This is a genomic window from Demequina sp. NBRC 110057, assembly GCF_002090175.1.
Lineage (GTDB): Bacteria > Actinomycetota > Actinomycetes > Actinomycetales > Demequinaceae > Demequina.
The window spans coordinates 105,033-131,181 of record NZ_BBRN01000006.1 but is presented as its reverse complement, the minus strand read 5'-3'; the positions used below and the strand labels follow the sequence as shown (position 1 = coordinate 131,181).

Annotated in this window: 20 protein-coding genes; 12 read left to right on the top strand and 8 right to left on the bottom strand. The window is 71.2% G+C overall.

Annotated features, from left to right (window positions below):
* Window positions 1-10 precede the first annotated feature (10 nt).
* The 8 genes from B7K26_RS11405 to B7K26_RS11370 all read right to left on the bottom strand — a co-directional run bounded on the left by B7K26_RS11405 (window position 11) and on the right by B7K26_RS11370 (window position 10,998).
* Entirely contained in the window at window positions 11-1,936 is a 1,926-nt protein-coding gene (locus B7K26_RS11405; protein WP_159449686.1) for an FtsX-like permease family protein, read from the bottom strand.
* A gap of 71 nt (window positions 1,937-2,007) precedes the next feature.
* Complete coding sequence (locus B7K26_RS11400) at window positions 2,008-4,113, bottom strand: ABC transporter permease (RefSeq protein WP_084079332.1); 2,106 nt, start codon at window positions 4,111-4,113, stop codon at window positions 2,008-2,010.
* A complete protein-coding gene (locus tag B7K26_RS11395) occupies window positions 4,110-6,215 on the bottom strand; it encodes an FtsX-like permease family protein (protein WP_143340689.1) in 2,106 nt (701 codons plus the stop codon). Before B7K26_RS11395 ends, B7K26_RS11400 begins: the two co-directional genes overlap by 4 nt.
* Window positions 6,212-8,215: an ABC transporter permease gene (locus tag B7K26_RS11390; protein ID WP_084079330.1), complete on the bottom strand. Its 2,004-nt coding sequence runs from the start codon at window positions 8,213-8,215 to the stop codon at window positions 6,212-6,214. The genes B7K26_RS11395 and B7K26_RS11390 overlap by 4 nt, the downstream gene beginning before the upstream one ends.
* A complete protein-coding gene (locus B7K26_RS11385) occupies window positions 8,212-8,961 on the bottom strand; it encodes an ABC transporter ATP-binding protein (RefSeq protein WP_084079329.1) in 750 nt (249 codons plus the stop codon). The genes B7K26_RS11390 and B7K26_RS11385 overlap by 4 nt, the downstream gene beginning before the upstream one ends.
* A 77-nt stretch (window positions 8,962-9,038) precedes the next feature.
* Complete coding sequence (locus B7K26_RS11380; protein ID WP_084079328.1) at window positions 9,039-9,704, bottom strand: response regulator transcription factor; 666 nt, start codon at window positions 9,702-9,704, stop codon at window positions 9,039-9,041.
* The gene (locus tag B7K26_RS11375; RefSeq protein ID WP_084079327.1) at window positions 9,701-10,213 is read right to left on the bottom strand and encodes a phosphoribosyltransferase; all 513 of its coding nucleotides are present in this window, start codon (window positions 10,211-10,213) and stop codon (window positions 9,701-9,703) included. The genes B7K26_RS11380 and B7K26_RS11375 overlap by 4 nt, the downstream gene beginning before the upstream one ends.
* Window positions 10,210-10,998, bottom strand: a complete 789-nt coding sequence (locus tag B7K26_RS11370) for a sensor histidine kinase (protein ID WP_084079326.1) — start codon at window positions 10,996-10,998, stop codon at window positions 10,210-10,212. Before B7K26_RS11370 ends, B7K26_RS11375 begins: the two co-directional genes overlap by 4 nt.
* Before the next feature lie 80 nt (window positions 10,999-11,078).
* On the opposite strand from B7K26_RS11370, the gene B7K26_RS12975 reads away from it, so the two are divergent.
* The 12 genes from B7K26_RS12975 (at window position 11,079) to purM (ending at window position 25,995) form a co-directional block, all read left to right on the top strand.
* Entirely contained in the window at window positions 11,079-11,774 is a 696-nt protein-coding gene (locus tag B7K26_RS12975) for a hypothetical protein (protein ID WP_084079325.1), read from the top strand.
* Window positions 11,775-11,920: 146 nt separating this feature from the next.
* Window positions 11,921-12,214: a hypothetical protein gene (locus B7K26_RS11360; protein WP_143340688.1), complete on the top strand. Its 294-nt coding sequence runs from the start codon at window positions 11,921-11,923 to the stop codon at window positions 12,212-12,214.
* Window positions 12,215-12,292: 78 nt separating this feature from the next.
* Window positions 12,293-14,593, top strand: a complete 2,301-nt coding sequence (gene purL / locus B7K26_RS11355) for a phosphoribosylformylglycinamidine synthase subunit PurL (RefSeq protein WP_084079323.1) — start codon at window positions 12,293-12,295, stop codon at window positions 14,591-14,593.
* A gap of 9 nt (window positions 14,594-14,602) precedes the next feature.
* On the top strand, window positions 14,603-17,794 hold the full coding sequence (locus B7K26_RS11350) for a glycoside hydrolase family 2 TIM barrel-domain containing protein (protein ID WP_084079322.1): 3,192 nt from the start codon (window positions 14,603-14,605) through the stop codon (window positions 17,792-17,794).
* A 63-nt stretch (window positions 17,795-17,857) separates the two neighbouring features.
* Window positions 17,858-18,775, top strand: a complete 918-nt coding sequence (locus tag B7K26_RS11345) for a thrombospondin type 3 repeat-containing protein (RefSeq protein WP_084079321.1) — start codon at window positions 17,858-17,860, stop codon at window positions 18,773-18,775.
* Between the two features lie 27 nt (window positions 18,776-18,802).
* On the top strand, window positions 18,803-19,234 hold the full coding sequence (locus tag B7K26_RS11340; protein ID WP_084079320.1) for a sterol carrier family protein: 432 nt from the start codon (window positions 18,803-18,805) through the stop codon (window positions 19,232-19,234).
* Window positions 19,235-19,461: 227 nt separating this feature from the next.
* Entirely contained in the window at window positions 19,462-20,835 is a 1,374-nt protein-coding gene (locus tag B7K26_RS11335) for an ABC transporter substrate-binding protein (protein ID WP_084079319.1), read from the top strand.
* A 76-nt stretch (window positions 20,836-20,911) separates the two neighbouring features.
* Window positions 20,912-21,982 carry a carbohydrate ABC transporter permease gene (locus B7K26_RS11330; protein ID WP_084079318.1) on the top strand — a complete coding sequence of 357 codons (1,071 nt, stop codon included), beginning with the start codon at window positions 20,912-20,914 and terminating at the stop codon, window positions 21,980-21,982.
* Window positions 21,982-22,923: a carbohydrate ABC transporter permease gene (locus B7K26_RS11325; protein ID WP_084079317.1), complete on the top strand. Its 942-nt coding sequence runs from the start codon at window positions 21,982-21,984 to the stop codon at window positions 22,921-22,923. The genes B7K26_RS11330 and B7K26_RS11325 overlap by 1 nt, the downstream gene beginning before the upstream one ends.
* A gap of 73 nt (window positions 22,924-22,996) precedes the next feature.
* A complete protein-coding gene (locus B7K26_RS11320; protein WP_084079316.1) occupies window positions 22,997-23,350 on the top strand; it encodes a hypothetical protein in 354 nt (117 codons plus the stop codon).
* A gap of 69 nt (window positions 23,351-23,419) precedes the next feature.
* Complete coding sequence (purF, locus tag B7K26_RS11315; protein ID WP_084079315.1) at window positions 23,420-24,895, top strand: amidophosphoribosyltransferase; 1,476 nt, start codon at window positions 23,420-23,422, stop codon at window positions 24,893-24,895.
* The gene (gene purM / locus B7K26_RS11310) at window positions 24,892-25,995 is read left to right on the top strand and encodes a phosphoribosylformylglycinamidine cyclo-ligase (RefSeq protein ID WP_084079314.1); all 1,104 of its coding nucleotides are present in this window, start codon (window positions 24,892-24,894) and stop codon (window positions 25,993-25,995) included. The genes purF and purM overlap by 4 nt, the downstream gene beginning before the upstream one ends.
* Window positions 25,996-26,149 lie beyond the last annotated feature (154 nt).

Genomic DNA, 26,149 nt, shown 5'->3' with positions numbered 1-26,149 from the left:
CGCGGTGATCCTACTGGCGTGCGAGGACGCGCTCGCCGTCAGCGTGCGCGGGTGTGGCGAGGCCGACCAGCGCCCCGCCGCCGCCTGCAAAGCACGCGGCGACGAGCCAGCACCCCGCGCAGACAGCGCTCGCCGTGAGCAGTCCCGAAGCCCAACTCGAGGCGCCGATCGTTTCCTCGGTCGCCGCCACGAGTGTCCAGGTCGTCGCGACGGCGACCCAGGCGAGGCCGATGCCGAGGGTGGCACCCGCGAGGACGGGAAGGCGCAGCTCGGCGGCCGCGGCCCTGCGCGCGTCGGCGGGCGAAAGTCCCAGTGCCTCCCGCACTCCTTCATCGTGGCGCCCCGCCGCTCGAGCCGTCATGACGACGGCGGCGGCGACAAGGGTCGAGAGCGCGCCTGCTGCGAGCACGATCGCCACGGCGGACAGCCATGATGGGTCGTCCTCCTGACGCGCGCCGAGCCTCGTAGCGGCGAGCCCCCCGGCTGCCACGCCCATGGTGAGTCCAGTGACCATCGCCGCCAGGGCGAGTTGCCTGGTGCGCGAGCGGATCGCGTCCGCCGCCGCAATCGCCCACGGCTCGCCCGAGCGCTCGTCGTAGCGTGCGAGACGGGGCAGGGTACGGCGTGACGCCTCGAGCAGCACGGGGACCACGAGGACGGCGAGGGCCACGACCCCCACCCATTCGATGACCAGCGCGGCGTCGTTCATCGTCGTGCCCTCGAGGAGCCTTCCGGTGATCGCGAGGCCCGCAGCGGCTCCCGTGAGCACCGCGAGCCAGCGAGGCGACACGGATCGCGAGACGCTCTGCTCGGCCAGGGGCGTCACTGGCTTGAGGGCAGCCGAGGGTGGAACTCGCGAGGCCCAGAACGCGGGAACGAGTGCGGTGAGCGCTGCGAGGGTGAGTCCTAGGGCACACACGAGAGCGGCGGCCACGGGCAACAGGGTGGGCGTCGCGGGAAGGGTGGCGAGGGGCTGCGCCGCACTCTGCGCGGCGAGCACCCCGGCGACGGCCAGCCATCCAAGGAAGAGGCCCAGCGCACTCGCGGTCACGCCGAGCGCCACCGCTTCCAGCGCGCTTGCCGCAAGGAGAGCCCCCCGGCGAGCGCCGAGGACACGCGCGGTGGCGACCCACTCGACGCGTGCCTGTGCCTGCGATCGGCCGATGGCGAAGCCCGCCGCAAGCGCGGCGACGCCGACGACGAGCGAGGCGAGCCAGAGAGCCCCCGACCATCCGCCGAGCGGTACACGGAAGACCTCGCTGGCCAATACTGGTGCGACACTCGCCTCCTCAGTCAGGAGAGGCGCGAGGGTGGCGGACTCTCCCGACCACGACACGACTGCGCTCGCCAGCGTGGTGGCGCCGTTGGCGCCCTCGACGGTCACCTCGCCGGTCGCCGCGTCCCACTCGAGGACGTCGTTCCAGTTGCCGTAGCCCGTGGGCGGATACGTCACAAAGGCGCCCGATGCGGCGGCGGCCGAGAGCCCGCTCACCTTGACCCCGGTGGCTGCACGATCGGCGTCCCAGGCGTCGACGAGATCGACGACGTCACCTAGAGCGACGCCGACGGTCTCGGCAACACTCGCGGAGACGACGACTTCACCCGCTTGCGGCGCATCTCCTGCCACGAGCACCGTGTCCCAATCCTGCGTGGGGTAGATGCCCACGATGGGGCTCCCGGTGCTCGTGGTAATGGTCGGTGTCACCGAAGATTCGACGGTGGCGACGGCGTTGGTGCCTTCGGCGATCGCGGCGTCCACGAGCGTTTCCACGTCACCAGGATCGACAGTGTCGCCGACCTCGATGTCATCGGAGAGGGGCTCGCCGTTGGTCCACCATTGCACCCAGGCGCGGTGCTCGCGCGCAGATGCGGCCACGTCAAGGCTCGCCTGGGTCCCCGCGGCGACCAGCGCGGCCGCGGCCAGTGTGGTTGCCACTGCGAGCAACGTCCCTGTCCACGCCAGGAAGCGCCGCTGTGCCCGCAGCTGCTCCCGGAGAAGCGTGCCGATCATCGGGTGCCCTCCGTGCGGGCGGGAGCGGGTGGTCGATGTGTGCGTTCACTGGCCACTGCCACCGTCCACGTCACGGCGGCGCCGATCCCGATGACCGTCAGCGCGAACACGACGAACAAGGCCGCGACAACGGCGGCGTTGGCGATGGCGGCCCACGTGATGTCTCCGGGCAGCGAGTACATGTTGGTAGCGGATGCGGCGGCGAACGGGACCGCCACGAGGTAGGCGATCAGGCCGCCGGCGACCGCGCCGAGGGCCTGCGGCACAGCGTGGCGCAGCATCTCGCCCCAGCGTGCGGCACTGCCGTCGAGACCGAGGGCCCTGGTGGCGTGCTCCTCGGATGCGGCGAGGCCGCGGCTGCCCGCCACGACGGTGGCGCACAGTGCCTGGGCCGCCAGCAGGACGCCGACCGTCACCGGGAAGCCGACGCTCACCGTGATCGCCCACCCGGGCCACAGTCCGGTGAAGGCCGTCCAGGCGCTGGGCGCCGACGTCGTGTAGGCGCTCCACCCGAACTCGGCGGACCCGGCGAAGGGGTCCGTCATCTGGTCGACACTCGACACCGTGACGAGCGAGGCCACCGCGAGGAACTGCACCAGCATGAGCGCCGCGGCCTGGCGCGGATGTGCGAGGAGGTCCAGCCCGGCGCGCACGGCCGCAGGGGCCCGGCGGCGCGACAGCGAGCGTCCGAGCCATGCCGCGGCCCGACGGCTCGCCTCGACGACGAGCGCGAAGCCGCACACTGCGGTGACGGCGCAGGCTCCGAGGAACCACCAGTAGCCCACCGGGTCCCAGTAGCGCTGCGCCGCGGCGAGCATGCCGAGGTACCCGAGGAGCGCTGTCACCGTGACGGGCCACACACGCACACGTCGCGAGAGCTCCGCCTCGTCGACGGCGGCGACATCCTTCAGGGCCGATGCCGGGGTCACCCTGGCGGCCAGCGCCGCCGGGATCGCGGTGACCAGCAGGCCGAGCGCGATGCCGCCGCCGATAGCGGTGAGGACGGTCGCGGCGGGGATGGCGGGGGACACGTCGGGTGGCGCCGTCACCGCGCTGAGCGAGTGGCGCAGTTGACGGTGCGCGAACGTCAGCCCCGTTGCGAGGCCGACCGCGCCGCCGACGAGGCCCACCAGCACTCCCTCGGCGAGGGTCGCCGCGGCGATCGCCGAACGAGGGGCGCCGAGTGCCCGCGCCGTCGCGGTCCAGCGTGCGCGACGCTGAGCCTGACTGCGGCCCACCGCCACGGCGGCGATGACGGTCCCGAGTGCGAGGACGGCGGCGAGGACTGTCGCGCTGCTCGCCTGCGTGCTGCCTCCCTGCCCTCGCGAGGACGGTGTGGGGAACGCAGCCGCGGTCGCCGGCGTCTGCTCCTTCCACGTGAACTCCACCTGAGCGAACTTCGCGCCCTCCCAGTCGTAGATGGGCGCTGCCTCAAAGGCCGCCTCAACGACGGGATCTCCAGGCGAGAGTGCGGCGGGAGTCTCCCCGACGGACTCCTCGCTCCAGTGAACGGCGTCCGTGACCAGCCCAGAGACCTCACGCGTGCCGGCGCTCACCTCCTCAGCGGAGTCGCCATCGGCGCCGGAGGTGTACCCGACCGCTACCAGATCGCCGATGCCGACTCCCCACGCCGCCGCGACGGAGGCCGGGATGGCGATCTCGCGGGCACCGGGTGCGGACCCCTCGGCAAGGCCGTCGTCCCACGGGACTTCACCGCCGTAGACCTGCACGTTGGTTAGCCCGTACGTGTGCTCCGCACCCGCCACGGGTGAGACCCATGCGTTTCCGGCGTACTCCGAGGCGACAAGCCCCGCGCCCTCCGCGTTGGCGTCAGCGATGAACGCGTCGACCTCGTCGCGCGTCATCGGAGTGCCCCAGTCGGAGGCGAGCGCGTCGTTGCTGTGGTCGTCCACGACGGCGGCCTGGCTCCAATACTCGCCGGTACCTGACAGCACCCGAGCTTGCTGGGCCAGGGCATCGTCCGTGAGGTTCGCGGTCCACGAGTAGGTGGCGAATCCCGCCGCGGCGGCGATCAGCATCGTCATCCACACGAGGGCCGCGCGCTGCCCGCGCAACTGTTCCCGCAGCAGCGTGCCGATCATCGTGCCCCCTCCTTCTGCGCCTCGCGCAATTCCTCGACTGGCGTGCGGCGCACCATGCGTCGCCCCATCGCCCGCGCCACGGCGGCGGCCGCGGCGAGCGCCAACAGGAATCCGCCGATCAGCGTCGCCCACGGCGTCGCGGCGAGGTCGCGCCCCATGTGCCACAGGATCTCGGTCGCATCGAACGGCGCGCCCTTGCCCAGCAGGATCGGGTTACCGGTGGCGAGCGCGAGGGTGATGCCGATCGCCCCGCCCGCCGCGACGGCCGAGCCGACCACGACGAGCGTCTCCCACATCGGCGCCGCCTGGAGCGACCGCGGCGTCGCGCCCAGGGCGGCAAAGGTCGCGAGGTCGCGCCGGCGGGAGCGGGCCGATGCCGCAGCGAGCGACATGGCGAGCACGACCACGACCCCCGCGCCCAGGAGGCCGACGAGCGTCTCGGCGCCGTTGCTGGGCAGATTGATCTCACCCGAGCCGGGCATGGCGGCCAGCACAAAGCCTTCGCCCTCGGGGACGTGTGCGGCGACGGCGTCGAGCACGCTTGTCGACGGGTCGCCAAGGACGTCGTCGGGCCCGGCGGGGTCGAAGATGAGGGCGGCGGAGACGGGAGAGTCGCCCCAGATGTCGCGCGCCCAGTCGCCGTCGACGGTGTGCACCGGGGCGCCGACGCCGGGGACCGCGAATGCCTCGGTGTGCCCGGCCCACGTGGTCAACAACACGACGCCGTCCTCGTAGGAGGTCAGCGACGAGTGGTCGGTGGCGGGCAGCAGGTAGTCAGTGCGCCCATGCAGCAGAGTGCCGTCCATGAGGCCAAGGGTGCGCAGCGCGTCGGGGGCGACGCCGTCGACCGCGTCACGGTCGATCGCGAACGAGAACGGCGTCGAGGTCACGCGCTCGGTGTGGAGCTGGCCGTCCATCTCGTACTCGTGAACCGTGGTGTAGCTCTCCTCGACGAGGACGCGCGCGTCGACCACCTCGAGCGCGGGGTCGTTCCGCAGTGCCGTGAGGAGGTCGGGGTCGAGGCCGATGCGGCTGAGGCCGGTCGGGAGTCCCGGCTCGGCCCAGGGGTCGACCGAGGTGACGACGGCCGCGGCGTCGAGCGCCAGGGCGGCGTGTTCGCGACCGTCGGCGTCTCCCACGAGGACCCAGGTGCCTGCCCAGAAGGCGGCCACGAGCGTGTTGATCGCGAGCACCGCGGGCCGTGTGGCCGTCGGGCGTTCGAGCCCCTCGGCAGCGAAGGTGCGGCCACCGCTGCGGTCACCGCGGGGGAGGATGGCGGTGAGAGACGTCAGGATGCGCCGGACGAGCCACATGGCTCCACGGAACCCGAACCACAGGCCGCCGGCCCACGCGCACATGACGCCGATGTTTTTCGCGACGATGACCACGCCGGGGTCGGAGGCGTAGCGGATCGCCCACCAGTCGAGGGGTTCGGCGCGGTTGATCAGGACGATGACCGCGCCGTAAAGGGTGGCGAGAGCGGGGAGCAGTCGCACCGCTCGACGCCATCCTCGTGGCGGCGCGGAGGGGGTGGCCGTCGGGGGCGCGGCCCCGAGGTTCTCGCGGGCCAGCGACGCCGGTGTTCCGCGGGTCACGCCGGCGTACGCGATCGCCGCGCATGCGGCACCGAGAAGGGTGAATCCGACGAAGACCGCGACGGCCCAGGCGATCGCGCCCCACTGCAGCGATGACTCGCCGACGACGGTGTCGGAGGACATCGGCGAGACTTCGCGCGTCATCTGGGCGATCGCCATGCCCACGGGTATGCCGATCGCCGCGCCGACGGCGCCAGAGCGCGCGCCTGCGCGGGCCGCGGCGCCCACCACCTCTCCGCGAGGCTCGCCGAGCGCCATCCGGGTCGCCAGGCCGTCGCGCTCGCCGACCAGCCCGAGCCGCACGAACAGTGAGACGAGGAGCCCCACCATGACCAGACCAGGAACGCCGTACAGCAGCAGCGCCATGAGCCAGATCAGCCACGAGCAACCCGTGTCGAGCGGAAAGTAGCCGGACGGCCCCCAGACGGGGCCACCGATCCACGCCCCCACGCCCGCCCCCACGGCAAGAAGCGCGCCGGCGGCCCACCGCATCGGCCGCGCGCTCACGACAGCCCTGCCTTCTGGGCCTCACGCAACTGAGCGGCAGGCGTGAGGCGGTCGAGCCGGACCCTGACAAGCGCGGCGCCTGCACCCGCCAGGGCAGTTGCCCCCAGAACGAGCGCCACGAAGACTGACCACGGCATGACCGATGCAGTGAAGGCCGCGCCCGCGAGTCCTCCTCCGAACCCCGTGACAGCTGAACGGTTGACCACTTCGATCACCAGCCCGACCGCCGCGCCTCCGAGGACGCCGAAAAGTGACGCGAAGAAGGTGGGGAATGCCGCCTCCAGCACGGCCGCGGCCCTGAGGGAGCCTGGCCGGGCCCCGAGTGCGAGCAGCGTGGCCGAGTCCCCGGCACGCATGCGTTGCGAGGCCCACGCCATGCCGACGACGATGGCGACCGCGACGAGGAGGAAGGGCGCCGTGATCGTCGCCACCAAGCCGCCGTCGACGGCACCCTCATGGCGCGCGTCACCCTCGAACTGCATCGTGTGAAGGCCGGTGAGGTCGTGCGACTCCAGGGCATCGGCCACGCTCACGCTCCCCGCGGGGAACAGCAGCACCGCGGCGGTAGGGGAGTCGCCCCAGACGGATTCCGCCCAGCCGCGCTCGATGCCCGTCCACGGCGGTGCACTGTTGGCGGCGGCGGTGTCGCGCCGCACGCCGCCCGCCTCGACGAAGGTGGGGCCGTCGCCGAACCCACCGGTCACGCCGGGGTCGCCCCAGGTCCACTCGGTGCCGGCGCCGAGCTCAAGCGCCGTCGTGGCATGCGGTACCAGGGAATCGATCGCGGTGCTGTGTGCGGCGAGAAGGACGTCGCGCGCCGCGTATTCGCGGTCCTCGTACGGGTCGTCGACAGTGCGGGTGTCCGTGACGAGCACCCCCGCCTCGATGACGGTGAGCGCGGGGTCCGCATGAAGACCGGCGAGCACATCTGCCGGGAGCCCGGGCGCCCAGCCTCCCGTCGCCGCGGCGGTGATGTCGCCCTCGAAAAGGTCGACGCTCGCGACGGAGGCATCGACCTCCAGTTCCCCGCTCAGTTCGTTGCGCGCCTCGTTTCCCGCGTAGCCCACCGTGAGCGCGCTGGAGAGCCCCATCACCATGATGATCGTGACCAGCGTGGCGAGCCTTAGCGGCATCGGGCGTCCGATCGACTCCGCCGCGAGAGCCCGGGCCGTCCAGGGAGCGGGGGTGCCGCCGACGGTGCGCAGGGCAGTGACCGATACCGCGCGGGCGAGCCGTGCCCCCAGGTATCCGAGCGCGGCGGGCACGACTCCGATCACTACCGCGCCCACGATCGTGCCGGCGGCGAAGCTGACGATCCACCGCCAGGCGGGATCGTCGTTGGCGGTGTTGGGGCCCGGCAGGATGAACGACACCGCGCTCGCGCACAGCAGCAGGACCCCCACCGCCGTCCACATCCAGGTGCGGCGTCGTGTGCGGCGAGCAACGACGGGATCCATTGGAGTACGGTCCGGGATGCCCGGTCCGGTCATCACGGACGCGCCCGAGGCGACATCGGCCACCGAGCCCCGCGTCGCCCATGCGGCGACCACGGCGTACGCACCCGCGAGTGCCATCACCACCAGGGCGAGGGTGAAGAGCCAGGCGTAGACGGCATCGGCCATCCAGAATCCCTCGCCGACGCCCTCGTGGAGCTGCCGGGCCGCCCCGCCTACCGCGGTGCCGATGCCCCAGCCGAGGCATCCGTCGCGCAGTCCGGCGGCGGCATGGCCCCGGATGAGGGCGCGGCGAGTGCCGCCCAGGGCAAGCTGCGCGGACAGTTCCGCGCGCCGGGTCGCCACCCACAGCGCGCGGAAGACGGCCACGGTGCCGACGGCGACGGCGAGGATGAGCGGCGCGTAAAACAGCATGTTGAGCCACACCCAGATCCCGCCCAGCAGGAACGGGTCACCCGAGGTTGCGATGACCGAGTAGAGGGGCACGGTCGCGTAGGCGGACAGGGCGCTCAGGAGGCCGGCGATCCCGGTCGGAACCCACCTCATCGCTCCACCCCCGCGAGCGCATCCAGCCCGGCCAACACGGACTCTGGCGTCGGATCCGTGATGTGCCCCTCGACCCGACCGTTCGCGAAGAGCAGCACCCTTCCCGCGTAGGACGCGGCGGCGGGGTCGTGGGTGACCATCACCACCGATTGCCCCAGCTCGCGGCACGAGGTCCTGAGGTGCGACAGGATCTGCGCGCTCGCGTGGGTGTCGAGGTTGCCGGTGGGCTCGTCGGCGAGCACCACGCGTGGCCGGGTGATCAGCGCGCGGGCGATGGCGACCCGCTGCTGCTGACCACCCGACATCTCATAGGGCCGGCGCGTCAGCTCGCGCTCGATCCCCAGCATCTCGACGAGCGTGGCGAGCCACGCCTCGTCTTGCGGGAGCCGGTTCAGCCTGAGCGGCAGCACGATGTTGTCGCGCCCGCTCATCGTCTGGATGAGGTTGAAGCCCTGGAACACAAAGCCGACCACGCGGCCGCGCACCTGCGCCAGCCGCTTGTCCGAGAGCCCGGTGAGCTCGTCGTCCCCGACCCACACCTCGCCACCGTCGGGACGGTCGAGCCCGGCGAGCAGGTGCACCAGCGTCGTCTTGCCCGAACCCGACGGCCCCATCACCGCGGTGAGCACGCCCCCGGGAATGTCGAGGTCGACGTGGTCGACGGCCGTCACCGCGCCCTCGCCGGCGCCGTACGTCTTCGTGAGCCCCCGTGCCGTCAATGCGACGGGCGTCGTTGATTCCCCCATGGCGGCCACGCTACGCGGGGCGCCCGTGGCGTCGCGTCAGCCCGTGGCATCGAATCGCGTCATACCCAGGTATGACGCTAGGAACCGGCGCGGACCACCCCGGCCTCATAGGCCATCACGACAGCCTGGACGCGGTCGCGCGCTCCCAGCTTGGCCAGCACGCGTCCCACGTGGGTCTTGACGGTCGGCTCCGCCAGGAACAGCGCCGCGCAGATCTCCGCGTTGGACCTGCCGCGCGCCATGAGCACCAGCACCTCGCGCTCGCGGTCGGTGAGGGTATCGACGGCCGATGCCGCGGCCGGCTCTCCCGGGTCCGGCACCGTGGCGGCGACGGTGGCGAGCAGACGTTTCGTGGACGAGGGGGCGATGACGGCGTCGCCCGCGTGGACGGTGCGGATCGCGGCGAGGAGGTCCTCGGGCGGCGCGTCCTTGAGGAGGAACCCGCTCGCGCCTGCCTTGATGGCGGCGACCACGTATTCGTCGAGGTCGAAGGTGGTGAGCATGACCACCCGAGTGCTGGAAGCATCGGCCACCCGCGAGCAGGCCTCGATGCCGTCCATGCCTGGCATCCGCACGTCCATGAGGACCACGTCGGCGGGCGGCTCGAGGGAGGCGAGCGCGGCCACGGCGGCGGCGCCGTCGCCGGCCTCCGCGACCACCTCCATGTCGTCCTGGGACTCGACCACCATGCGGAAACCGGCACGGATGAGCTGCTGGTCATCGACCAGGGCGACGCGGATCATGCCTGGGTGCCGAGCTCCGGGTGCGCCTTGCCGGGGGTGACGGGAGGCAGCGCCGACCACGGGAACGTGATCCACAGGTCGGTGCGCTTCCACACGTAGTCGGGATCGATGACGGAGCGCGACTTCGCGTACAGCACCACGGTGCGCACCTCGGCAGCGTGCGCCTCCATGAGGCGCTTCACCAGGGCGAGCGTCTCGCCGGTGTCCGCCACGTCATCCGCCACGAGGACCTTCAGGCCCTTCATCGCGTCGGTGTCGAGCAGGGGAGGCAGCACTACCGGTTCGGGAAGGCGCTCGTCCACTCCCGTGTAGAACTCGACGTTCAGCGTGCCGACTCCCTTGGTGCCCAGCGCGTAGGACACCGCCCCACCGATCGGCAGCCCGCCGCGCGCGATGGCGACCACCACATCGGGCTCGTAGCCGTCGTCCACGACGATCTGCGCCAGCTCGCGCGACGCGTCGCCGAAGCCCTGCCAGGTGAGCACCTCGCGCTCGGGGGAGTCAGTCATGGCGTCAGTATGGCCGATGCGTCACGGGAGGTCAGCGGCAGCCTCGCCTTGACGACGAACCCGCCCCCGGCGCGCGGCCCGGCGCTGAGGGTGCCGCCGAACACGGTGGCCCGCTCCTTCATGCCGGCAAGCCCCTGGCCGTCCCCGTCGTCGCGCGCCCCGGCCCCACGGCCGTCGTCGGAGACGGTGAGGACCACGGCATCGGCCTCCCAGGTGAGCTGCACGAATGCCTTGGCGGCGGGGCCGCCGTGCTTGAGGACGTTGGTGAGTCCCTCCTGGGCGATGCGATAGAGCGCGAGGCCCGCGCCGATCGGCAGCGTGCGCGGCGCGCCCGTGGTGACGAAGGAGCAGTCAAGCCCGCCGTCGCGGGTGGCGGCCACGAGCGCGGGGATGTCGTCGATGCTGGGCTGCGGCCCGAGCGCCGCGTCCTCGTCGCCGATGCGCAGCAGCCCCAGCAGCGCGCGCATCTCGGTGAGCGCCGCGCGGGAGACGTCGGCGATGGTCTCGAGGGTGTGGGCGGCCTTGGCGGGGTCGGACTTCGCCGCAAAGCGACCGCCGTCCGCCTGGGCGACGACGACCGACAGGGTGTGGGCAACGACGTCATGCATCTCGCGGGCGATGCGGGCGCGCTCGTCGGCGGCGGCCAGCGCCCGCTCCGCCTCCGTGTCCCTGGCGAGCTGGTGCTCGAGCCGGTAGACGTGGCGGCGCGTGGCCTGGAGGCGCACGGCGACGAGCGCGAGCCCTATCAGCGCGACGATGAGCGCGGCGGTGAGCAGCCAGACCATGGCCACACCCTACGGCGGGCACATCCGCGGCCGCCCGCACGTTGAGTCAGGCGAGGGGAGCGGACAAAAAGGAAGTAGGCATGATGTTCCACCCGCAGAGCCCCGCGTGGATGCCCGATGCTGCGCCCCTGCCCGCCGAGCCCGAGTCCGAACCCCGCAGCGCCGTCGCCGCGTGTGGTCCCGCCAATGAGCCGGGCTTCACCCACCTCCTGACGGCCGACCTCGCGGGCCTCCCTGCCGGCTTCCCCCGCCTGCTCGAGGCGGCGCCCGGCGTCGAGAAGGCCGTCGCGGTGGGTGCCGATCGCCTCTACGTCCTCGCCCCCTTCGCGACGCGCGACGAACTCCTCCTGCTCGCCCGAGCCCTTGCGGATCCGGCCAAATCTGCCGATAGTGCCCATATGGCACCCTCCGATGGCGACGCGGGACTCGAGGCGCTGGCGCGCCTGGCGAACGACCTCGGGGAGGCCGAGTCCTTCGAGCCGGCGGTGGCCGATGCTCCCGCGAATCTTCCCGAGCGCGGCGTCGCGGGGGTCTGGCCCCCGGTGCCGATCGACGATGCCGGCCTGCTGGACTGCGGCACCTCGCGCCGCGAGGGCTTCACCCATGTGCTGTGGGTCGACCGCGGCGGCGTCCCCGGCGACCTCGCCGAGCGCGTGGCGACCCTTCCCGGGGTAGCGAGCGTGGCCTGGGAGGGCACCGAGCTGCTCCACGTCGAGGCGCACGGGGCGACCCATGCGGACCTGCTCGCGGAGGCGCGTTCCGTCTCGCGCCGCTAGCGCCCGTCCGGGCCGCGCGTTCCCTGCCCGACAGCCCGCCACCCGCACCGTGACGAAGCGACGGTATTTCTGACGCGGCGCCGCGTGTCGGGGGCCGATGCGCGGCGTGTCGCCGCGATCGGCCGTCAGTTTGTAGCGTGGCAAGCATGAGTACCCGAGTCGAGCGCACCGTGACAGTGGGCGACAACGCCCTCACCTTCACCGTGATGGAGCCCCAGGGGGAGGGGTGGACCGCCACCGTCTGGCTCGACGAGGACCTCGCGAAGGTCGCGGGCGCCGATGCCTACGACGGCTTCGTGGATCGCTTCACCGAGGTGCCGGGGATCGTCGTCACCGAGGTCGAAGACCGCGATTTCATCCACGTGCGCTCCGAGGGCCTCACCCCCGAGCAGCTGCTGGACGCGGTGCTCGACGCCGCCCTCGTGCCGGGCGAGGACTGAGCCCACGCATCGGCCCTGTGTCCGCGCACCCGCCGGTACTCTTGACCCGTATCCGACCGCGCCGCCCCAAGGGATGACATGACCGACGCTCGTGACCAGCAGCTCGACACGGTGGAGGCAGCCGCCTCGACCCCCGATCAGGAGATGCCCTTCGCGGAGCTCGGGCTGAAGCCCGAGGAGTACGCACAGATCGTCGACCTGCTGGGCCGCCGCCCCACCGCCGCAGAGCTCGCGATGTACTCCGTGATGTGGTCCGAGCACTGCTCGTACAAGTCGTCCAAGATTCACCTCAAGCAGTTCGGCGAGAAGACCACGCCTGAGATGAAGGAACGCCTCATGGTCGGCATGGGCGAGAACGCTGGCGTCGTCGATATCGGCGACGGCTGGGCGGTCACCTTCAAGGTCGAGTCCCACAACCACCCGTCCTACGTGGAGCCGTACCAGGGTGCCGCGACCGGCGTCGGCGGCATCGTGCGCGACATCCTCGCGATGGGCGCGCGCCCCGTCGCTGGCATGGATGAGCTGCGGTTCGGCGACATCGACCACCCCGACACTTCCCGCGTGGTGCACGGCGTCGTGGGCGGCGTGGGCGGCTACGGCAACTCGCTCGGCCTTCCCAACATCGGCGGCGGCTCGCTGTTCGACGCGAGCTTCCAGGGAAACCCCCTGGTGAACGCCCTGTGCGTGGGCGTCATGAAGCACGAGGACATCCACCTTGCCTCCGCCGAGGGCGTGGGAAACAAGGTGGTGCTGTTCGGCGCACGCACGGGTGGCGACGGCATCGGCGGAGCGTCGATCCTCGCCTCCGAGACCTTCGAGGACGGCGTCCCCGCCAAGCGCCCCAGCGTCCAGGTGGGTGACCCCTTCATGGAGAAGGTCCTCATCGAGTGCTGCCTTGAGCTGTTCCACGCGGACGTGGTCCAGGGCATCCAGGACCTCGGCGCCGCGGGCATCTCCTGCGCCACGAGCGAGCTCGCCTCGAACGGCTCGGGCGGCATGCACGTGTGGCTCGACGACGTCCTGCTGCGCGACCCCACCCTGAACGCCGGCGAGATCCTCATGTCGGAGTCGCAGGAGCGCATGATGGCGGTCGTCACCCCGGACAAGCTCGACCAGTTCATGGCCATCACCGCCAAGTGGGACGTCGAGTCCTCCGTGGTGGGCGAGGTCAACGACTCGGGCCGCCTGACCATCGACCACCACGGCCAGCGCATCGTCGACGTCGACCCGCGCACCGTCGCCCACGAGGGCCCCACCTACGACCGTCCGTACGCCCGCCCGGTGTGGATGGACCAGTTGCAGGCCGACGCGTTCGCCGCCGAGCTTCCCGCGACCGGCGACGACCTCCGTCAGGCCGTCGTGGACCTGATGGCCTCGCCCAACCTTGCGGACCGCTCCTGGATCACCAACCAGTACGACCGCTACGTGCAGGGCAACACCGCGGCCGCCCGCCCCGACACCGTCGGCGTGGTGCGCGTGGACGAGGAGACGGGCCGCGGCGTCGCGATCGCCACCCGCTCCAACGACCGCTACACGAAGCTCAACCCCTACGATGGCGCGCGCCAGTCCGTGGTCGCCGCCTACCGCGCTGTCGCGATCGCCGGCGCGACGCCCACCGCTATCACCGACGGCCTGAACTTCGGTTCGCCCGAGGACCCCGACGCCATGTGGCAGTTCGTCGAGGCCATCCGCGGTCTCGCCGACGTGTGCCAGGAACTGGGTGTGCCGGTCACGGGCGGCAACGTGTCGCTGTACAACGGCACCGGCGAGCCCGGCCGCATCGACTCGTCGATCAACCCCACGGCGATCGTCGGCATGCTCGGCATCCTCGACGACGTGGACCGCGTCACCCCCTCCGGCTGGCGCCAGGACGGCCTCATCCTCTACGTGCTCGGCACCACCGGCGCCGACCTCGACGGCTCGCGCTACGCGGAGCTGAGCGGCCACCTGGGCGGCGCCGCCCCCGCGGTGGACATCGCCGCCGAGAAGACGCTCGCCGAGGTCATGGTCGCGTCGTCGCGCGACGGTCTGGCCGATGCCGCACGCGAGATCGGCGAGGGTGGCCTCGCCGCCGCCCTGGCCCAGGCATCGCTGCGTTACGGCGTGGGTGCCCGCATCGTCCTCGACGAGCTGTGCGAGCGCGACGGCGTCACCCCCGCGCAGGCGCTGTTCTCCGAGACCCAGGGCCGCGTGCTCGTGGGCGTGATCCGCGAGGACGAGCCCCGCTTCACCGCCATGCTCGAGGCCCGCGGCGTCCCCGCCGTGCGCGTCGGCTACTCGGTGCCGGAGTCCTCGCTCGAGGTTCAGGGCCAGTTCGACCTCCCGCTCGAGGAGCTGCGCGCTGCCTGGTCGGAGACCATCCCCGCGCACTTCGCCTAAATCCCCGTCATGACCGATGCGGCGCGCCCCCTGTGGGCGCGCCGCATCGCGTTCTGGGGCGTCGCCGCGGCGGCCGCAGGGATCATGGCCCTTGCCCTCGCCTGGTCGGGCCGCTCGGCCGGGCCATGGGACGCCGACCCGGAGACATTCGAGGTCAACCGGCTCGACGCGACCGCCCGCACCGTCCCGCAGGCCGATGCCGAGGCGGCCATCGCCGCCGACGAGTCCGACTCGCCGTGGCTCCAGTCGCTCAGCGGCACCTGGGACTTCGCCTGGTCGCCCAGCCTCGACGCGGCGCCCGCGGACTTCTGGGACCCCGCCGTCGACACGAGCGGCTGGGACACCGTCGAGGTGCCGCACCAGTGGCAGTTCGACGGCTACGGCAGCGCTTCCGACGGCGACATCGTTTACCTCAACGAGGCTCATCCGTGGCAGGGCGAGGAGCGCATCGAGCCGCCCGAGACCCCCACCGAGGGGGCGTCCATCGGCTCCTACCGCCGCTCCTTCGACGTGCCCGATGCCTGGGGCGGCCGCCGCACCGTCCTCGCCTTCCAGGGGGTCAAGTCCGCGTTCACCGTCTGGGTGAACGGCGTCGAGGTGGGCTACAGCGAGGACAGCTACACCCCGGCGGAGTTCGACGTCACGGATGCCGTCACGCCAGGCGAGAACCTGATCGCGGTGCGCGTGCACCGCTGGTCGGACGGGTCCTGGCTCGAGAATCAGGACCAGATCGACCTGTCCGGCATCTTCCGCGACGTCGAGCTGTACTCGACGCCCACCACCTACCTCGACGACCACACGGTGACCACCGACGTGGCCGACGACGGAGCCACCGCCACGGTGACCTTCGCCGCGGAGGTGACGGGGGCATCGGCCGCCGGCGCGACCCTGACGGCGACGCTGTACGACCCGGACGGGACCGAGCTGGCCTCGACCACCACGAGCGGCGCCGCCCCCACTGGCGTGCTCCACGTCCGGTCACCGGACCTGTGGACCGCCGAGACCCCATCGTTGTACTCCCTGGTCTACGAGCTCGCCGACGCGGGCGGCACCGTGACCGAGACCCTCGGCGCGCGCGTGGGGATCCGCGAGTTCGCCATCGTCGACGGGGTGATGACGCTCAACGGCCGCACGCTCGATATCAAGGGAGTCAACCGCGGAGAGATGCACCCCGATGAGGGACAGGCGATGACCGAGGAGATCATGCGCGCGGACCTCACCGCCATGAAGCGCGCGAACATCACCGCGGTGCGCACGTCTCACTACCCCGCGCACCCGATGCTCTACTCCCTTGCCGACGAGATCGGCCTCTACGTCATGGACGAGGCGAACGTCGAGAGCCACGACCAACGCCCCTTCCCCGGCGACTCACCCGAGTGGTCGGCGGCCGTGCTCGACCGGGTCGCCAGCATGTACGAGCGGGACAAGAACCACGCGTCGGTGCTGTGGTGGTCGCTCGGCAACGAGGCGGGCGGCGGCCAGGTGTTCCAGGACGCCGCCGACTGGCTGCGCGACGCCGATCCCACGCGACTGGTGCATTACCAGGACGATTCCACCGTCGCGGACATCGACGGGGTGTTCTACCCGTCCGTGACTGACGTGCGCGAGCGGGCCGCGCAGACCACCGGCCGCCCCTGGATCATGACGGAATATCAGATGGTCATGGGCAACGCCGTGGCAGCCATGACCGAGTACTGGGACGCCACCGACTCCCACCCGGAGATGCAGGGCGGCTTCATCTGGGACTGGGCGGACCAGGCGATCAGGGTGCCGCTAGACGGCGGCTTTGCGGCGCTGCCGGTGGGGGACACGGCCGATGCCGACACCTACCTCTCGTACGGCGGCGACTGGGGCGACGGGGCCACCGACGGCGGCTTCTCGCTCAACGGCCTGGTCAATCCCGACCGCGTGGCGCAGCCCGAGCTCGCGGCCGTCGCCGCCGTGTACGCCCCGTTCGAGTTCGATGTGGCGGACGCCGCGGCCGGCACCGTCGAGGCTTGCAACGAGAGCCTGGTGACCGACCTTGACGAGCACGCGGTCACGTGGACGCGCGAGGTGGACGGCGCCGCCGTCGCCAGCGGCGCGCTCGACTGGAGCCTCGCGGCGGGGGAGTGCGGCACTCTCGCGCTTCCCGCCGGGGCGACCACGGTCGCGGCGGCCGATGCCGGCGCCACGGTAGCGACGACGCTCGCCGTCGCGCTCGCGGAGGACGCCTTGTGGGCCGAGGCCGGTCACGTGGTCGCCTCGGCGCAGGCGGTGCTACGCGACGGGGGCGTGGCCGATGCCGTGGAGCCGGCCAACGACGGCTCGCTCGATGTGGCGCGCGACGGCGGTGTGCTCACGGTGACGGGCGATCGCGTCAGCGTCGAGCTCGACGAGGCCGCCGGAGCGGTGACCACCGCCGTGCTGGACGGGGTCACCGTGGTGGACGGGGGCATCGGCCTCGACTTCTGGCGAGCCCCCACCCAGAACGACCTCATGAACGGCCTCGCCGACGGCGCGCGGACGTGGCACGAGGCGGTGGGCGAGCCCGACGAGGTGGAGGTCTCCACGCCGGACGGCGCCACCGTCGTCATCGACGCCGCCTACACGGTCAACGTGGCGGGTCAGCCCGCGGCCCGGCTGGTGACGACCATCCGTTCCGACGCCACCATCGAGGTCGCCATGACCTACGACGGCTCCGAGCAGGCGCGCGAGATCCCCGCCGTGGGCACCGCGCTGACCCTTCCCGGCAGCCTCACCGAGCTCTCATGGTTCGGCGACGGTCCCGACGCGTCCTACCGCGACAGGACCGAGGGGACCTCGCTCGGGCGCTGGACCTCGACAGTCGACGAGTCGCTGTTCCCTCACGTGGCGCCGCAGGCGGACGGCAACCACACCGACGTGCGCTGGTTCGCCGTCACCGATGCGGACGGCGAGGGACTGCTGGTGACTGCCCTGGGGGAGGCCGTCGAGGCATCGGCGCTCCCCGCGACCGACGACGCCATCTCCGCGGCCCGCCATCCGCACGAGGTGGAGCGCGACGGCGCGACGCACCTGGCGGTCGACGCCGCGCAGGCCGGGGTGGGCTTCACCTGGGGAGAGAACCCCGCCCCGGGGTACTCGGTGAATGCCACCGAGCCGCGCGAGGCGCACTACGTGCTGAGCGCGCTGCTGGCGGGTGAGGACCCCGGCGCGTGGGGCCCGTCACAGGCCCCTTGACCGGGTGAGGCGCGCTCCCTAGGTTTCGTCGCAGGCGCCGTGCGGCGCCGACGAGGGGGAACGATGCTGAGGACGCTGACGTGCGCCGTCGCTGGCGCGCTGGTCATGGGCGGATGCGCTGCGCCGGGTGATGCCGTGGCGAGCGCGCCCTCGGCGAGCGCGGAGGCGTCGACCGCCGCGAGCGCGCCGACGCCGGCCGACGACTCGATTCCCTCGCCGCTTCCGTCCGTGCTCGAATTCAGTGCGGGCGGTGGCCTGTCGGAGGGTGACTCGGACGGCGACGGACTGCCAGACGACCGCGAGTCCGAGGCTGGCACCGACCCCGCCAACGCCGACACCGACGGCGACGGTCTAAACGACCTCGAGGAACTGGTGATGTCGATCACCGACCCCACCCTTCCCGCCACCTACAACGGCGTGCCGGACGCCGAGAGCGACCTGGAGAACGACGGCCTCGGCTACCTCGAGGAGGTCGAGCTCGGCACCGACCCCCTGGAGGCCGACACCGACGGCGACGGGATCGACGACGGCGCCGAGGTGACCGCCGGCACCGACCCCCTCGACGCGGACGACCCCGGCCTGCCGACCCGCGACGGAAAGGTGCTCCTCTACGACGGCGGCGACGACGAGGTCAGCATCTATGCCGATGTGGACGTCGAGACCGCGCGCCGGATGCGCGCCGGTCCCGACACAGGCCACGTGGGGTGGGTAGACGTCTCCTCGATGTTGGCGTCGCCGGCGACCGTCGACGTCATCGAGGACGCCACCGAGGTGACATTCGTGTATCCGCCAGCCGTGACGGGCGGGCGCACGCCGGCCGAGCTGCTGGTGGCCTACGAGACGCTCGAGACCTTCGAATTCCTGGAGCCCGTCGCTGGCGAGGTTCCGGGCGAGGCTCGGCTCACGGTCGAGGTTGACGTGAGCGAGTTCCCCACCGTGGTGCTGCTGGACCGTGAGGAACACCTCGCCCTGCTGGGGTAGCCGCGCCGCTGTGACACGCTAGGACGCATGCCCACCCCCAGGACTCCCCGCCGCCGGATCGATTTCGACGCGGGACGCGCCGCCGTCCACGCCTGGCGCGGCTCCACCAGGGAACCCGACCTTCACGCCCCCGAGGCGGCAGTGGCTCGCGACGCCGCCCCCGGCATCGACCGCCCCACCCTCGCCACCGCCGTGCGCTTCACCCTCGAGGAGCTCGCCGCGCGCGCCCCGGGAAACTCGCTCGAGGTGCGGGTGCCGCCGTTCGGCGCCACGCAGTGCATCGAGGGCCCCGTGCACCGCCGCGGCACCCCGCCGGCGGTCGTCGAGATGCGCGCGGAGGTGTGGCTCGCGCTGGCGACGGGTCGCCTCGCATGGGCCGATGCGGTGGCGGCCGGCGACGTCGACGCGTCGGGCGAGCGCTCCGACCTGTCCGCGCTGCTGCCGCTCATCGCCGAGTAGCCACGGCGGACGGACCAGGGCCGACGCCGCCCGGCCGCGGCATCTGCCGTGAGCAAAGTCACGATTCGGTGACTTACGGAAAGCCTCTTGGCAGGACACGTCCTGCGCCCCTAATGTGGCATGCAAGCGCTTGCGAAGGAGCAAAGTTGCTCGTTTCGTGAACGCCGCTTCGGCAGCGTCCGCACGTCGATGTCGAAGCCCACTCAACGAGGAGGAGGGTGCTTCCCATGAAGCGACGTTTCATCGCCCCGATCGCCGCGCTCGCGGCCTCGGGAATCCTGCTGGCGGGCTGTTCGTCCGACAGCGACCCCGAGGAGAGCGGCTCCACGGGAGGCTCCACCGACGGCGGCGACATGGCCGCCGGCTGTGAGGACTACGCCGACTACGGCACGTTCGACGGCGCGGCGGTCGAGCTCTACGGCACCATCTCCGGTGTCGAGGCCGACCAGCTCAACCAGTCGCTCGACCAGTTCCGCGAGTGCACCGGCATCGAGGTGACCTACAACGGCTCGGACGAGTTCGAGACCGAGATCAACGTCCGCGTCGAGGGTGGTAACCCGCCGGACCTCGCGATCATCCCGCAGCCGGGCCTGCTCCAGCGCGTGGTCGGCACCGGCGCCGTCGTCGCTGCCCCGGAGGCAGTGGAGGCCAACGTCGACGAGTTCTGGTCGGAGGACTGGAAGAACTACGGCACCGTCGGCACCACGTTCTACGCCGCCCCGCTCATGGCCTCGGTGAAGGGCTGGGTCTGGTACTCGCCCACCGAGTTCTCGGACAACGGCTACGAGGTCCCCACCACGTGGGACGAGCTCATGACCCTCACCCAGACCATGGCCGACAACGGCGGCTCGGGTGACGCGTACAAGCCGTGGTGCATCGGCTTCGAGTCCGGCACCGCCACCGGCTGGCCCGGCACCGACTGGATCGAGGACCTGGTCCTGCGCCAGCAGGGCCCCGACGTCTACGACCAGTGGGTCGCCGGCGACGTGAAGTTCTCCGACCCGGAAATCAAGGAGGCGTTCGAGTCCTTCGGCGCCATCGCCACCAACCCTGACTACATCAACGGTGGTCTCGGTGACGCGGCCTCGATCGTGGACACTGCCTTCCAGGAGGCCGGACTCCAGATCCTCGAGGGCAACTGCTCGCTGCACCACCAGGCCTCCTTCTACGAGGCGCAGTGGCCCGAGGGCACCACGGTGGCCGAGGACGGCGACATCTGGGCCTTCCTCACGCCGAACGTGAACGCCGACGACGGCGCCGCCGTCACCGGTGGTGGCGAGTTCGTCGCCGCGTTCAACGACAAGGAGGAGACGCAGGCGCTCCAGGCCTTCCTGTCCTCGGACACCTGGGCCAACGAGCGCGTCTCCATCGGCGGCGTGATCTCGGCCAACAAGGGCCTCGACCCCGCCAACGCCTCCAGCCCCATCGGACAGGCGTCGATCGAGATCCTGCAGGGCGAGGACACCACGTTCCGCTTCGACGCCTCCGACCTCATGCCGGCCGAGGTCGGCTCGTCCGCCTTCTGGACGGGGATGAACGACTACGTGGGCGGCTCGTCGCTCGACTCGGTGCTCACCGACATCGACAACGCCTGGCCGTAATCGCTGACACGCCCGGTGGGGGCCCGCTGACCGCGGGTCCCCACCGGGTTCGTCCACCCGACGGAAGGAGTCGACGATGGGGTCGACGGATGTGATCGCGGCGGGGCTGAGGCTTCCCGCCGCTGACCTGGGGGCCGACTTCTGGGCCTCCCAGGGCAAGAACCTGCTCTTCGGTGCCATCGCGATCGTCGCGTTCATCGCGATCGTCGCGCTCGTCATGTTCGGCGCCGATCTCATCAAGGGCAAGGCGAAGGACAAGGTTCAGCTGGTGGTGCTGATCGCGCCCGTGCTGATCCTGCTGGGCGTGGGCCTCGTCTACCCCGCGGTCGACACCGCATGGCTGTCGTTCAACGAGATCAGCAATGAGCCCGACCCCGACACCGGCATCTACACCACGGCGATGTCCTTCGTGGGGCTCGACAACTACCGCTTTGCGTTCTCCGACCCCGGCACCCTGCGCACCATCCTCAACACCTTCGTGTGGATGATCCTGGTGCCGCTGTTGTCCACCGGGTTCGGCCTCGCCTACGCCGTCTTCATCGACAAGGCCAAGGGCGAGAAGGTCCTCAAGTCGCTGGTGTTCATGCCCATGGCGATCTCGCTCGTGGGTGCCTCGGTCATCTGGGGAAACATCATGTACGACTACAACCAAGTGGGCACCCAGACGGGAATGCTCAACGCCCTGCGCGAGCTGTTCGGCATGGACCCCTACAACTTCCTGCGCGACAACCCGTGGAACACGTTCTGGCTGATCATCATCCTGGTGTGGATCCAGACAGGATTCGCCATGGTCATCCTGTCCGCCGCCATCAAGGGCGTGCCGCAGGAGATGAACGAGGCAGCCTCGCTCGACGGCGCCAACGCCTGGCAGCAGTTCTGGAAGATCACCATCCCGTCGATCCGCTCCACGATCGTCGTGGTGCTCACCACGATCACGATCATGGCGCTCAAGGTCTACGACATCGTCCGCACCGTCACGCAGGGACGCGACGCCACCGACGTGGTCGCCAACCGCATGTACGTGCTGAGCTTCGTCGAGGGCCGCGAGGCGCTAGGCGCCGCGCTCGCCGTGATCCTGTTCATCTTCGTCATCCCGGTCGTGATCTACAACGTGCGATCGCTCAACAAGGTGAAGGAGACCCACTGATGAGCCTCACCGAGCCCGCCGACCTGCCGGTCAAGGACGAGACCACTCCCGCGGCCAGGAGCAAGGACCGCGCCGCCAAGGCCAAGGAGCGGCTGTCCAGCCCCTGGGCCACCGCCGCGGCCATCATCATCGCCGTCGTGTGGACCATCCCCACCGTCGCGCTGTTCATGACGTCGCTGATCCCCGGCGACCGCTACCGCACCGACGCCTGGTGGACGGTGCTGGCTGACGGTGGCCTCACCTTCGCCAACTTCAACCAGGTGCTGTTCGACTCGTTCGGCGACAACTCGACGGCCCCGCCGCTACTCGAGTACGTCTTCAACTCGATCGTCGTCACCGTCCCCGCGGTGGTGTTCCCCGTGGTGCTCGGCCTCATGGCCGCCTACGCGTTCGCGTGGATCCCCTTCAAGGGCTCGAACTTCCTGTTCGTGCTGATCTTCGCCCTCCAGGTGGTGCCGCTGCAGCTGGCCCTCATCCCGCTGCTGCGCATCCTGGGACCCGAGAACCTGGGGCTGGCGGGGGAGTTCTCCGGCGTGTGGATCGCGCACACCATCTTCGCGCTGCCGCTGTCGGTGTTCCTGCTGCACAACTTCGTCAGCCATATCCCGCGTGAGGTCCTCGAGGCCGCGCGCGTGGACGGCGCGAGCCACACGCAGATGTTCTTCCGCATCATCATCCCGCTGTCGCTGCCGGCGGTCGCGTCCCTCGCGATCTTCCAGTTCCTGTGGGTGTGGAACGACCTGCTGGTCTCGGCGGTCTTCGGCTCCGCCAACACGTACCCGCTGACGTACCCCATCTCCAACCTCGCGGGCGACTACGGCCAGTACGCGTACCTGGTGCCGCCGGCGGCGTTCATCTCGATGATCATCCCGCTCATCGTGTTCTTCTCGCTGCAGCGCTACTTCGTGCGCGGCCTCCTGGCCGGCTCGACCAAGGGATAGCAGGCGGCCGATGCGGCGGCCGGGCCTCGTACGAAGCCCGGCCCCCGCATCGGCCCCGCCTACACTGGTCCGCGTGAGCGAGCAGCAGCCTTCCCCCGAACCCGCCGAGCCGGCAGACTTCGACGCGGCCGACCGTCAGGTCATCCCCGCCTCGGTGCGCCGGGCTCCCAAGTTCGCGGCGTTCATCACCACCGGCGTGATCGTCGGCGCGGTGGCCGGGCTGCTGTGCGGCTTCCTGCTTCCCAACTCGACGGGAGTGGGCCGCGGCACCGTCGCGCTGCTCGTGGCGAGCGGCTTCGCGGTGCTCGGAGTGGTCATCGGCGGCGTCACCGCCGTCCTGCTCGACCGCAGCACCCCGCGCGAACTGAAGGCCATGAAGGAGGCCGAGGAGCGCCGGGCCGCGGACGGCGAGCCGCAGGGGTCCTGACCCGGGCAAGCGGGCATCGGCCATGTGGGACACTTATCCGGTGATCTCCCGCCCCCAGGAGGACTGCTGATGGCCCGCGGCGATGGCCGACTCTCTCACGACCTGCTCCCCGGCGAAAAGGGGCCGCAGGACGCCTGTGGCGTCTTCGGCGTCTACGCCCCCGGTGAAGAGGTGGCGAAGCTCACCTACTTCGGCCTCTACGCGCTGCAGCACCGCGGCCAGGAGTCCGCGGGCATCGCGACCTCCGACGGCGACAAGATCCTCGTCTACAAGGACATGGGACTCGTATCCCAGGTGTTCGACGAGGCCGCGCTCGAGGCACTGACCGGCCACATGGCCGTGGGTCACGCGCGCTACTCGACTGCCGGCGCGTCCACGTGGGCCAACGCGCAGCCCACGCTCGGCCCCACCAAGAACGGCACCGTCGCGCTCGGCCACAACGGCAACCTGACCAACACGCATCGGCTCCTCGAGCTGGTCGCGGAGCGCCTGGGCCACGAGCGTCGCGAGGAGATGCACGGCGGCGGCTGCACCGACACCGCGATCCTCACCGCGCTGCTCGGCTGGGACGAGCACGACACCATCACCGAGACCGCGATCGAGCTGCTTCCCCACGTCGAGGGCGCGTTCTCCCTGGTCTTCATGGACGAGGACACGCTGTACGCGGCGCGTGACCCGCAGGGCGTGCGCCCGCTGGTGCTGGGCCGCATGCCCTCCGGCGGCTGGGTCGTCGCCTCCGAGACCGCCGCGCTCGACATCGTCGGCGCGGTGCAGGAGCGCGAGGTCGAGCCCGGCGAGTTCCTCACCATCAATGCCGACGGCGTCCACTCCCAGCGCTTCGCCCCGGCCGCTCCCAAGGGCTGCGTCTTCGAGTACGTGTACCTGGCGAGGCCCGACACCAAGATCGCCGGCCGCTCCGTGCACGCGAGCCGAGTCGAGATGGGCCGCCAGCTGGCGCGCGAGTACCCCGTCGAGGCGGACATGGTGATGCCGACCCCCGAGTCCGGCACCCCCGCGGCCGTCGGCTTCGCGCAGGAGTCCGGCATCCCGTTCGGCCTTGGCCTCGTGAAGAACGCCTACGTGGGCCGCACCTTCATTCAGCCGTCGCAGACCCTGCGCCAGTTGGGCATCCGCCTCAAGCTCAACCCGCTGCGCGAGCAGATCGAGGGCAAGCGCCTCGTCGTCGTCGACGACTCGATCGTGCGCGGCAACACGCAGCGCGCCGTCGTCGCCATGCTGCGCGAGGCTGGCGCTGCCGAGGTGCACCTGCGCATCTCCTCGCCGCCCATCGAATGGCCGTGCTTCTACGGCATCGACTTCGCCACGCGCGACGAGCTCATCGCGGTGGGCCACGGCGTGGACGACGTCCGCGAGCACCTGGGCGCCGACTCGCTCGGCTACATCTCCGTGGAGGGCATGATTGCCGCCACCGAGCAGCCGCGCGAGCGCCTGTGCACCGCCTGCTTCACCGGCGAGTACCCCATCGAGCCGCCCGTGAACGCCCGTCACCTGCTCCTCAACCAGGCCGTGGAGGTCTCCTCGTGACCGAGCCCATCACCTATGCCGGCGCCGGCGTCGACACCGAGGCGGGCGACAAGGCCGTCGAGCTGATGAAGTCCGCCGTGGCGCGCACCCATGGCCCTGAGGTGCTCGGGGGAGTGGGTGCGTTCGCCGGCCTCTTCGACGCCTCCGCGCTGAAGGCGTACGATCGCCCGCTGCTCGCGTCCTCGACCGACGGCGTGGGCACCAAGATCGTGATCGCCCGCGCGCTCGACGTCCACGACACCATCGGCCAGGACCTGGTCGCGATGGTGGTCGACGACATCGTGGTGTGCGGCGCCAAGCCCCTCGTCATGACCGACTACATCGCCTGCGGCAAGGTGGTGCCAGAGCGCATCGCCGACATCGTCCGCGGCATCGCCGAGGGCTGCGAGATGGCCGGCGTGGCGCTCGTGGGCGGCGAGACCGCCGAGCACCCCGGCGTCATGGACGAGGACGACTACGACGTGGCCGGCGCGGCCGTCGGCGTCGTGGAGGCAGCCGATGTCCTGGGCGCCGAGCGCGTCAGGTCCGGCGACGTGGTGGTCGCCATGGCATCGTCCGGCCTCCACTCGAATGGCTACTCGCTCGTGCGTCGCGTGGTCTCCCACGCCGGCTGGTCGCTCGAGACGCGCCTTGACGAGCTGGGCCGCACCGTGGGCGAGGAGCTCCTCGAGCCCACCCGCATCTACTCGCAGCTGTGCGTCTCGCTCGCTGCCTCCGTGCCCGGCCTGCGCGCCTTCTCGCACGTCACGGGCGGCGGGCTCGCCGCCAACGTGGCGCGCGTGCTTCCGCAGGGTCTCGCCGCCAACGTGGCGCGCGACGCCTGGGACCTTCCCGCAGTGTTCTCGGTGGTGCAGGCCGCTGGAAACGTGCCGTGGAACGACCTGGAGTCGACGCTGAACATGGGCGTCGGCATGGTCGCCGTGGTGGCCCCCGAGGACGCCGACGCGCTCATGGCGGCCTCGCGCGTGGCCGGCGTGGACGCGTGGGTGCTCGGAGACATCACCGAGGACGACGGCCGCGTGGCCTCGCCCGACACCATCCGTGGCGCCAAGGGCGTCGACGGTGGTGCTGTGCACCTCAGCGGCGCGTACCGGGCCTAACGCACGGGAGTGCTTCCCGCGAGTCGCTGAGTGCGGGGTTTCAGCAGAAGACCCGCACTCAGTGACTCCTCGCGCACCGAGCAGGGCGCCATGACACGCCGAAAGCGCGCCGACCGTGAGGCCAGCGCGCCTGAGCGAAGACTGCGCGGGGGAG

Coding starts and splice junctions, on each gene's coding strand:
- B7K26_RS11400 (WP_084079332.1), bottom strand. CDS start 4,113: ATGATCGGCACGCTGCTGCGGGAACAGTTGCGCGGGCAGCGCGCGGCC.
- B7K26_RS11390 (WP_084079330.1), bottom strand. CDS start 8,215: ATGAGGTGGGTTCCGACCGGGATCGCCGGCCTCCTGAGCGCCCTGTCC.
- B7K26_RS11385 (WP_084079329.1), bottom strand. CDS start 8,961: ATGGGGGAATCAACGACGCCCGTCGCATTGACGGCACGGGGGCTCACG.
- B7K26_RS11380 (WP_084079328.1), bottom strand. CDS start 9,704: ATGATCCGCGTCGCCCTGGTCGATGACCAGCAGCTCATCCGTGCCGGT.
- B7K26_RS11375 (WP_084079327.1), bottom strand. CDS start 10,213: ATGACTGACTCCCCCGAGCGCGAGGTGCTCACCTGGCAGGGCTTCGGC.
- B7K26_RS11370 (WP_084079326.1), bottom strand. CDS start 10,998: ATGGTCTGGCTGCTCACCGCCGCGCTCATCGTCGCGCTGATAGGGCTC.
- B7K26_RS12975 (WP_084079325.1), top strand. CDS start 11,079: ATGATGTTCCACCCGCAGAGCCCCGCGTGGATGCCCGATGCTGCGCCC.
- B7K26_RS11360 (WP_143340688.1), top strand. CDS start 11,921: ATGAGTACCCGAGTCGAGCGCACCGTGACAGTGGGCGACAACGCCCTC.
- purL (WP_084079323.1), top strand. CDS start 12,293: ATGACCGACGCTCGTGACCAGCAGCTCGACACGGTGGAGGCAGCCGCC.
- B7K26_RS11350 (WP_084079322.1), top strand. CDS start 14,603: ATGACCGATGCGGCGCGCCCCCTGTGGGCGCGCCGCATCGCGTTCTGG.
- B7K26_RS11345 (WP_084079321.1), top strand. CDS start 17,858: ATGCTGAGGACGCTGACGTGCGCCGTCGCTGGCGCGCTGGTCATGGGC.
- B7K26_RS11340 (WP_084079320.1), top strand. CDS start 18,803: ATGCCCACCCCCAGGACTCCCCGCCGCCGGATCGATTTCGACGCGGGA.
- B7K26_RS11335 (WP_084079319.1), top strand. CDS start 19,462: ATGAAGCGACGTTTCATCGCCCCGATCGCCGCGCTCGCGGCCTCGGGA.
- B7K26_RS11330 (WP_084079318.1), top strand. CDS start 20,912: ATGGGGTCGACGGATGTGATCGCGGCGGGGCTGAGGCTTCCCGCCGCT.
- B7K26_RS11325 (WP_084079317.1), top strand. CDS start 21,982: ATGAGCCTCACCGAGCCCGCCGACCTGCCGGTCAAGGACGAGACCACT.
- purF (WP_084079315.1), top strand. CDS start 23,420: ATGGCCCGCGGCGATGGCCGACTCTCTCACGACCTGCTCCCCGGCGAA.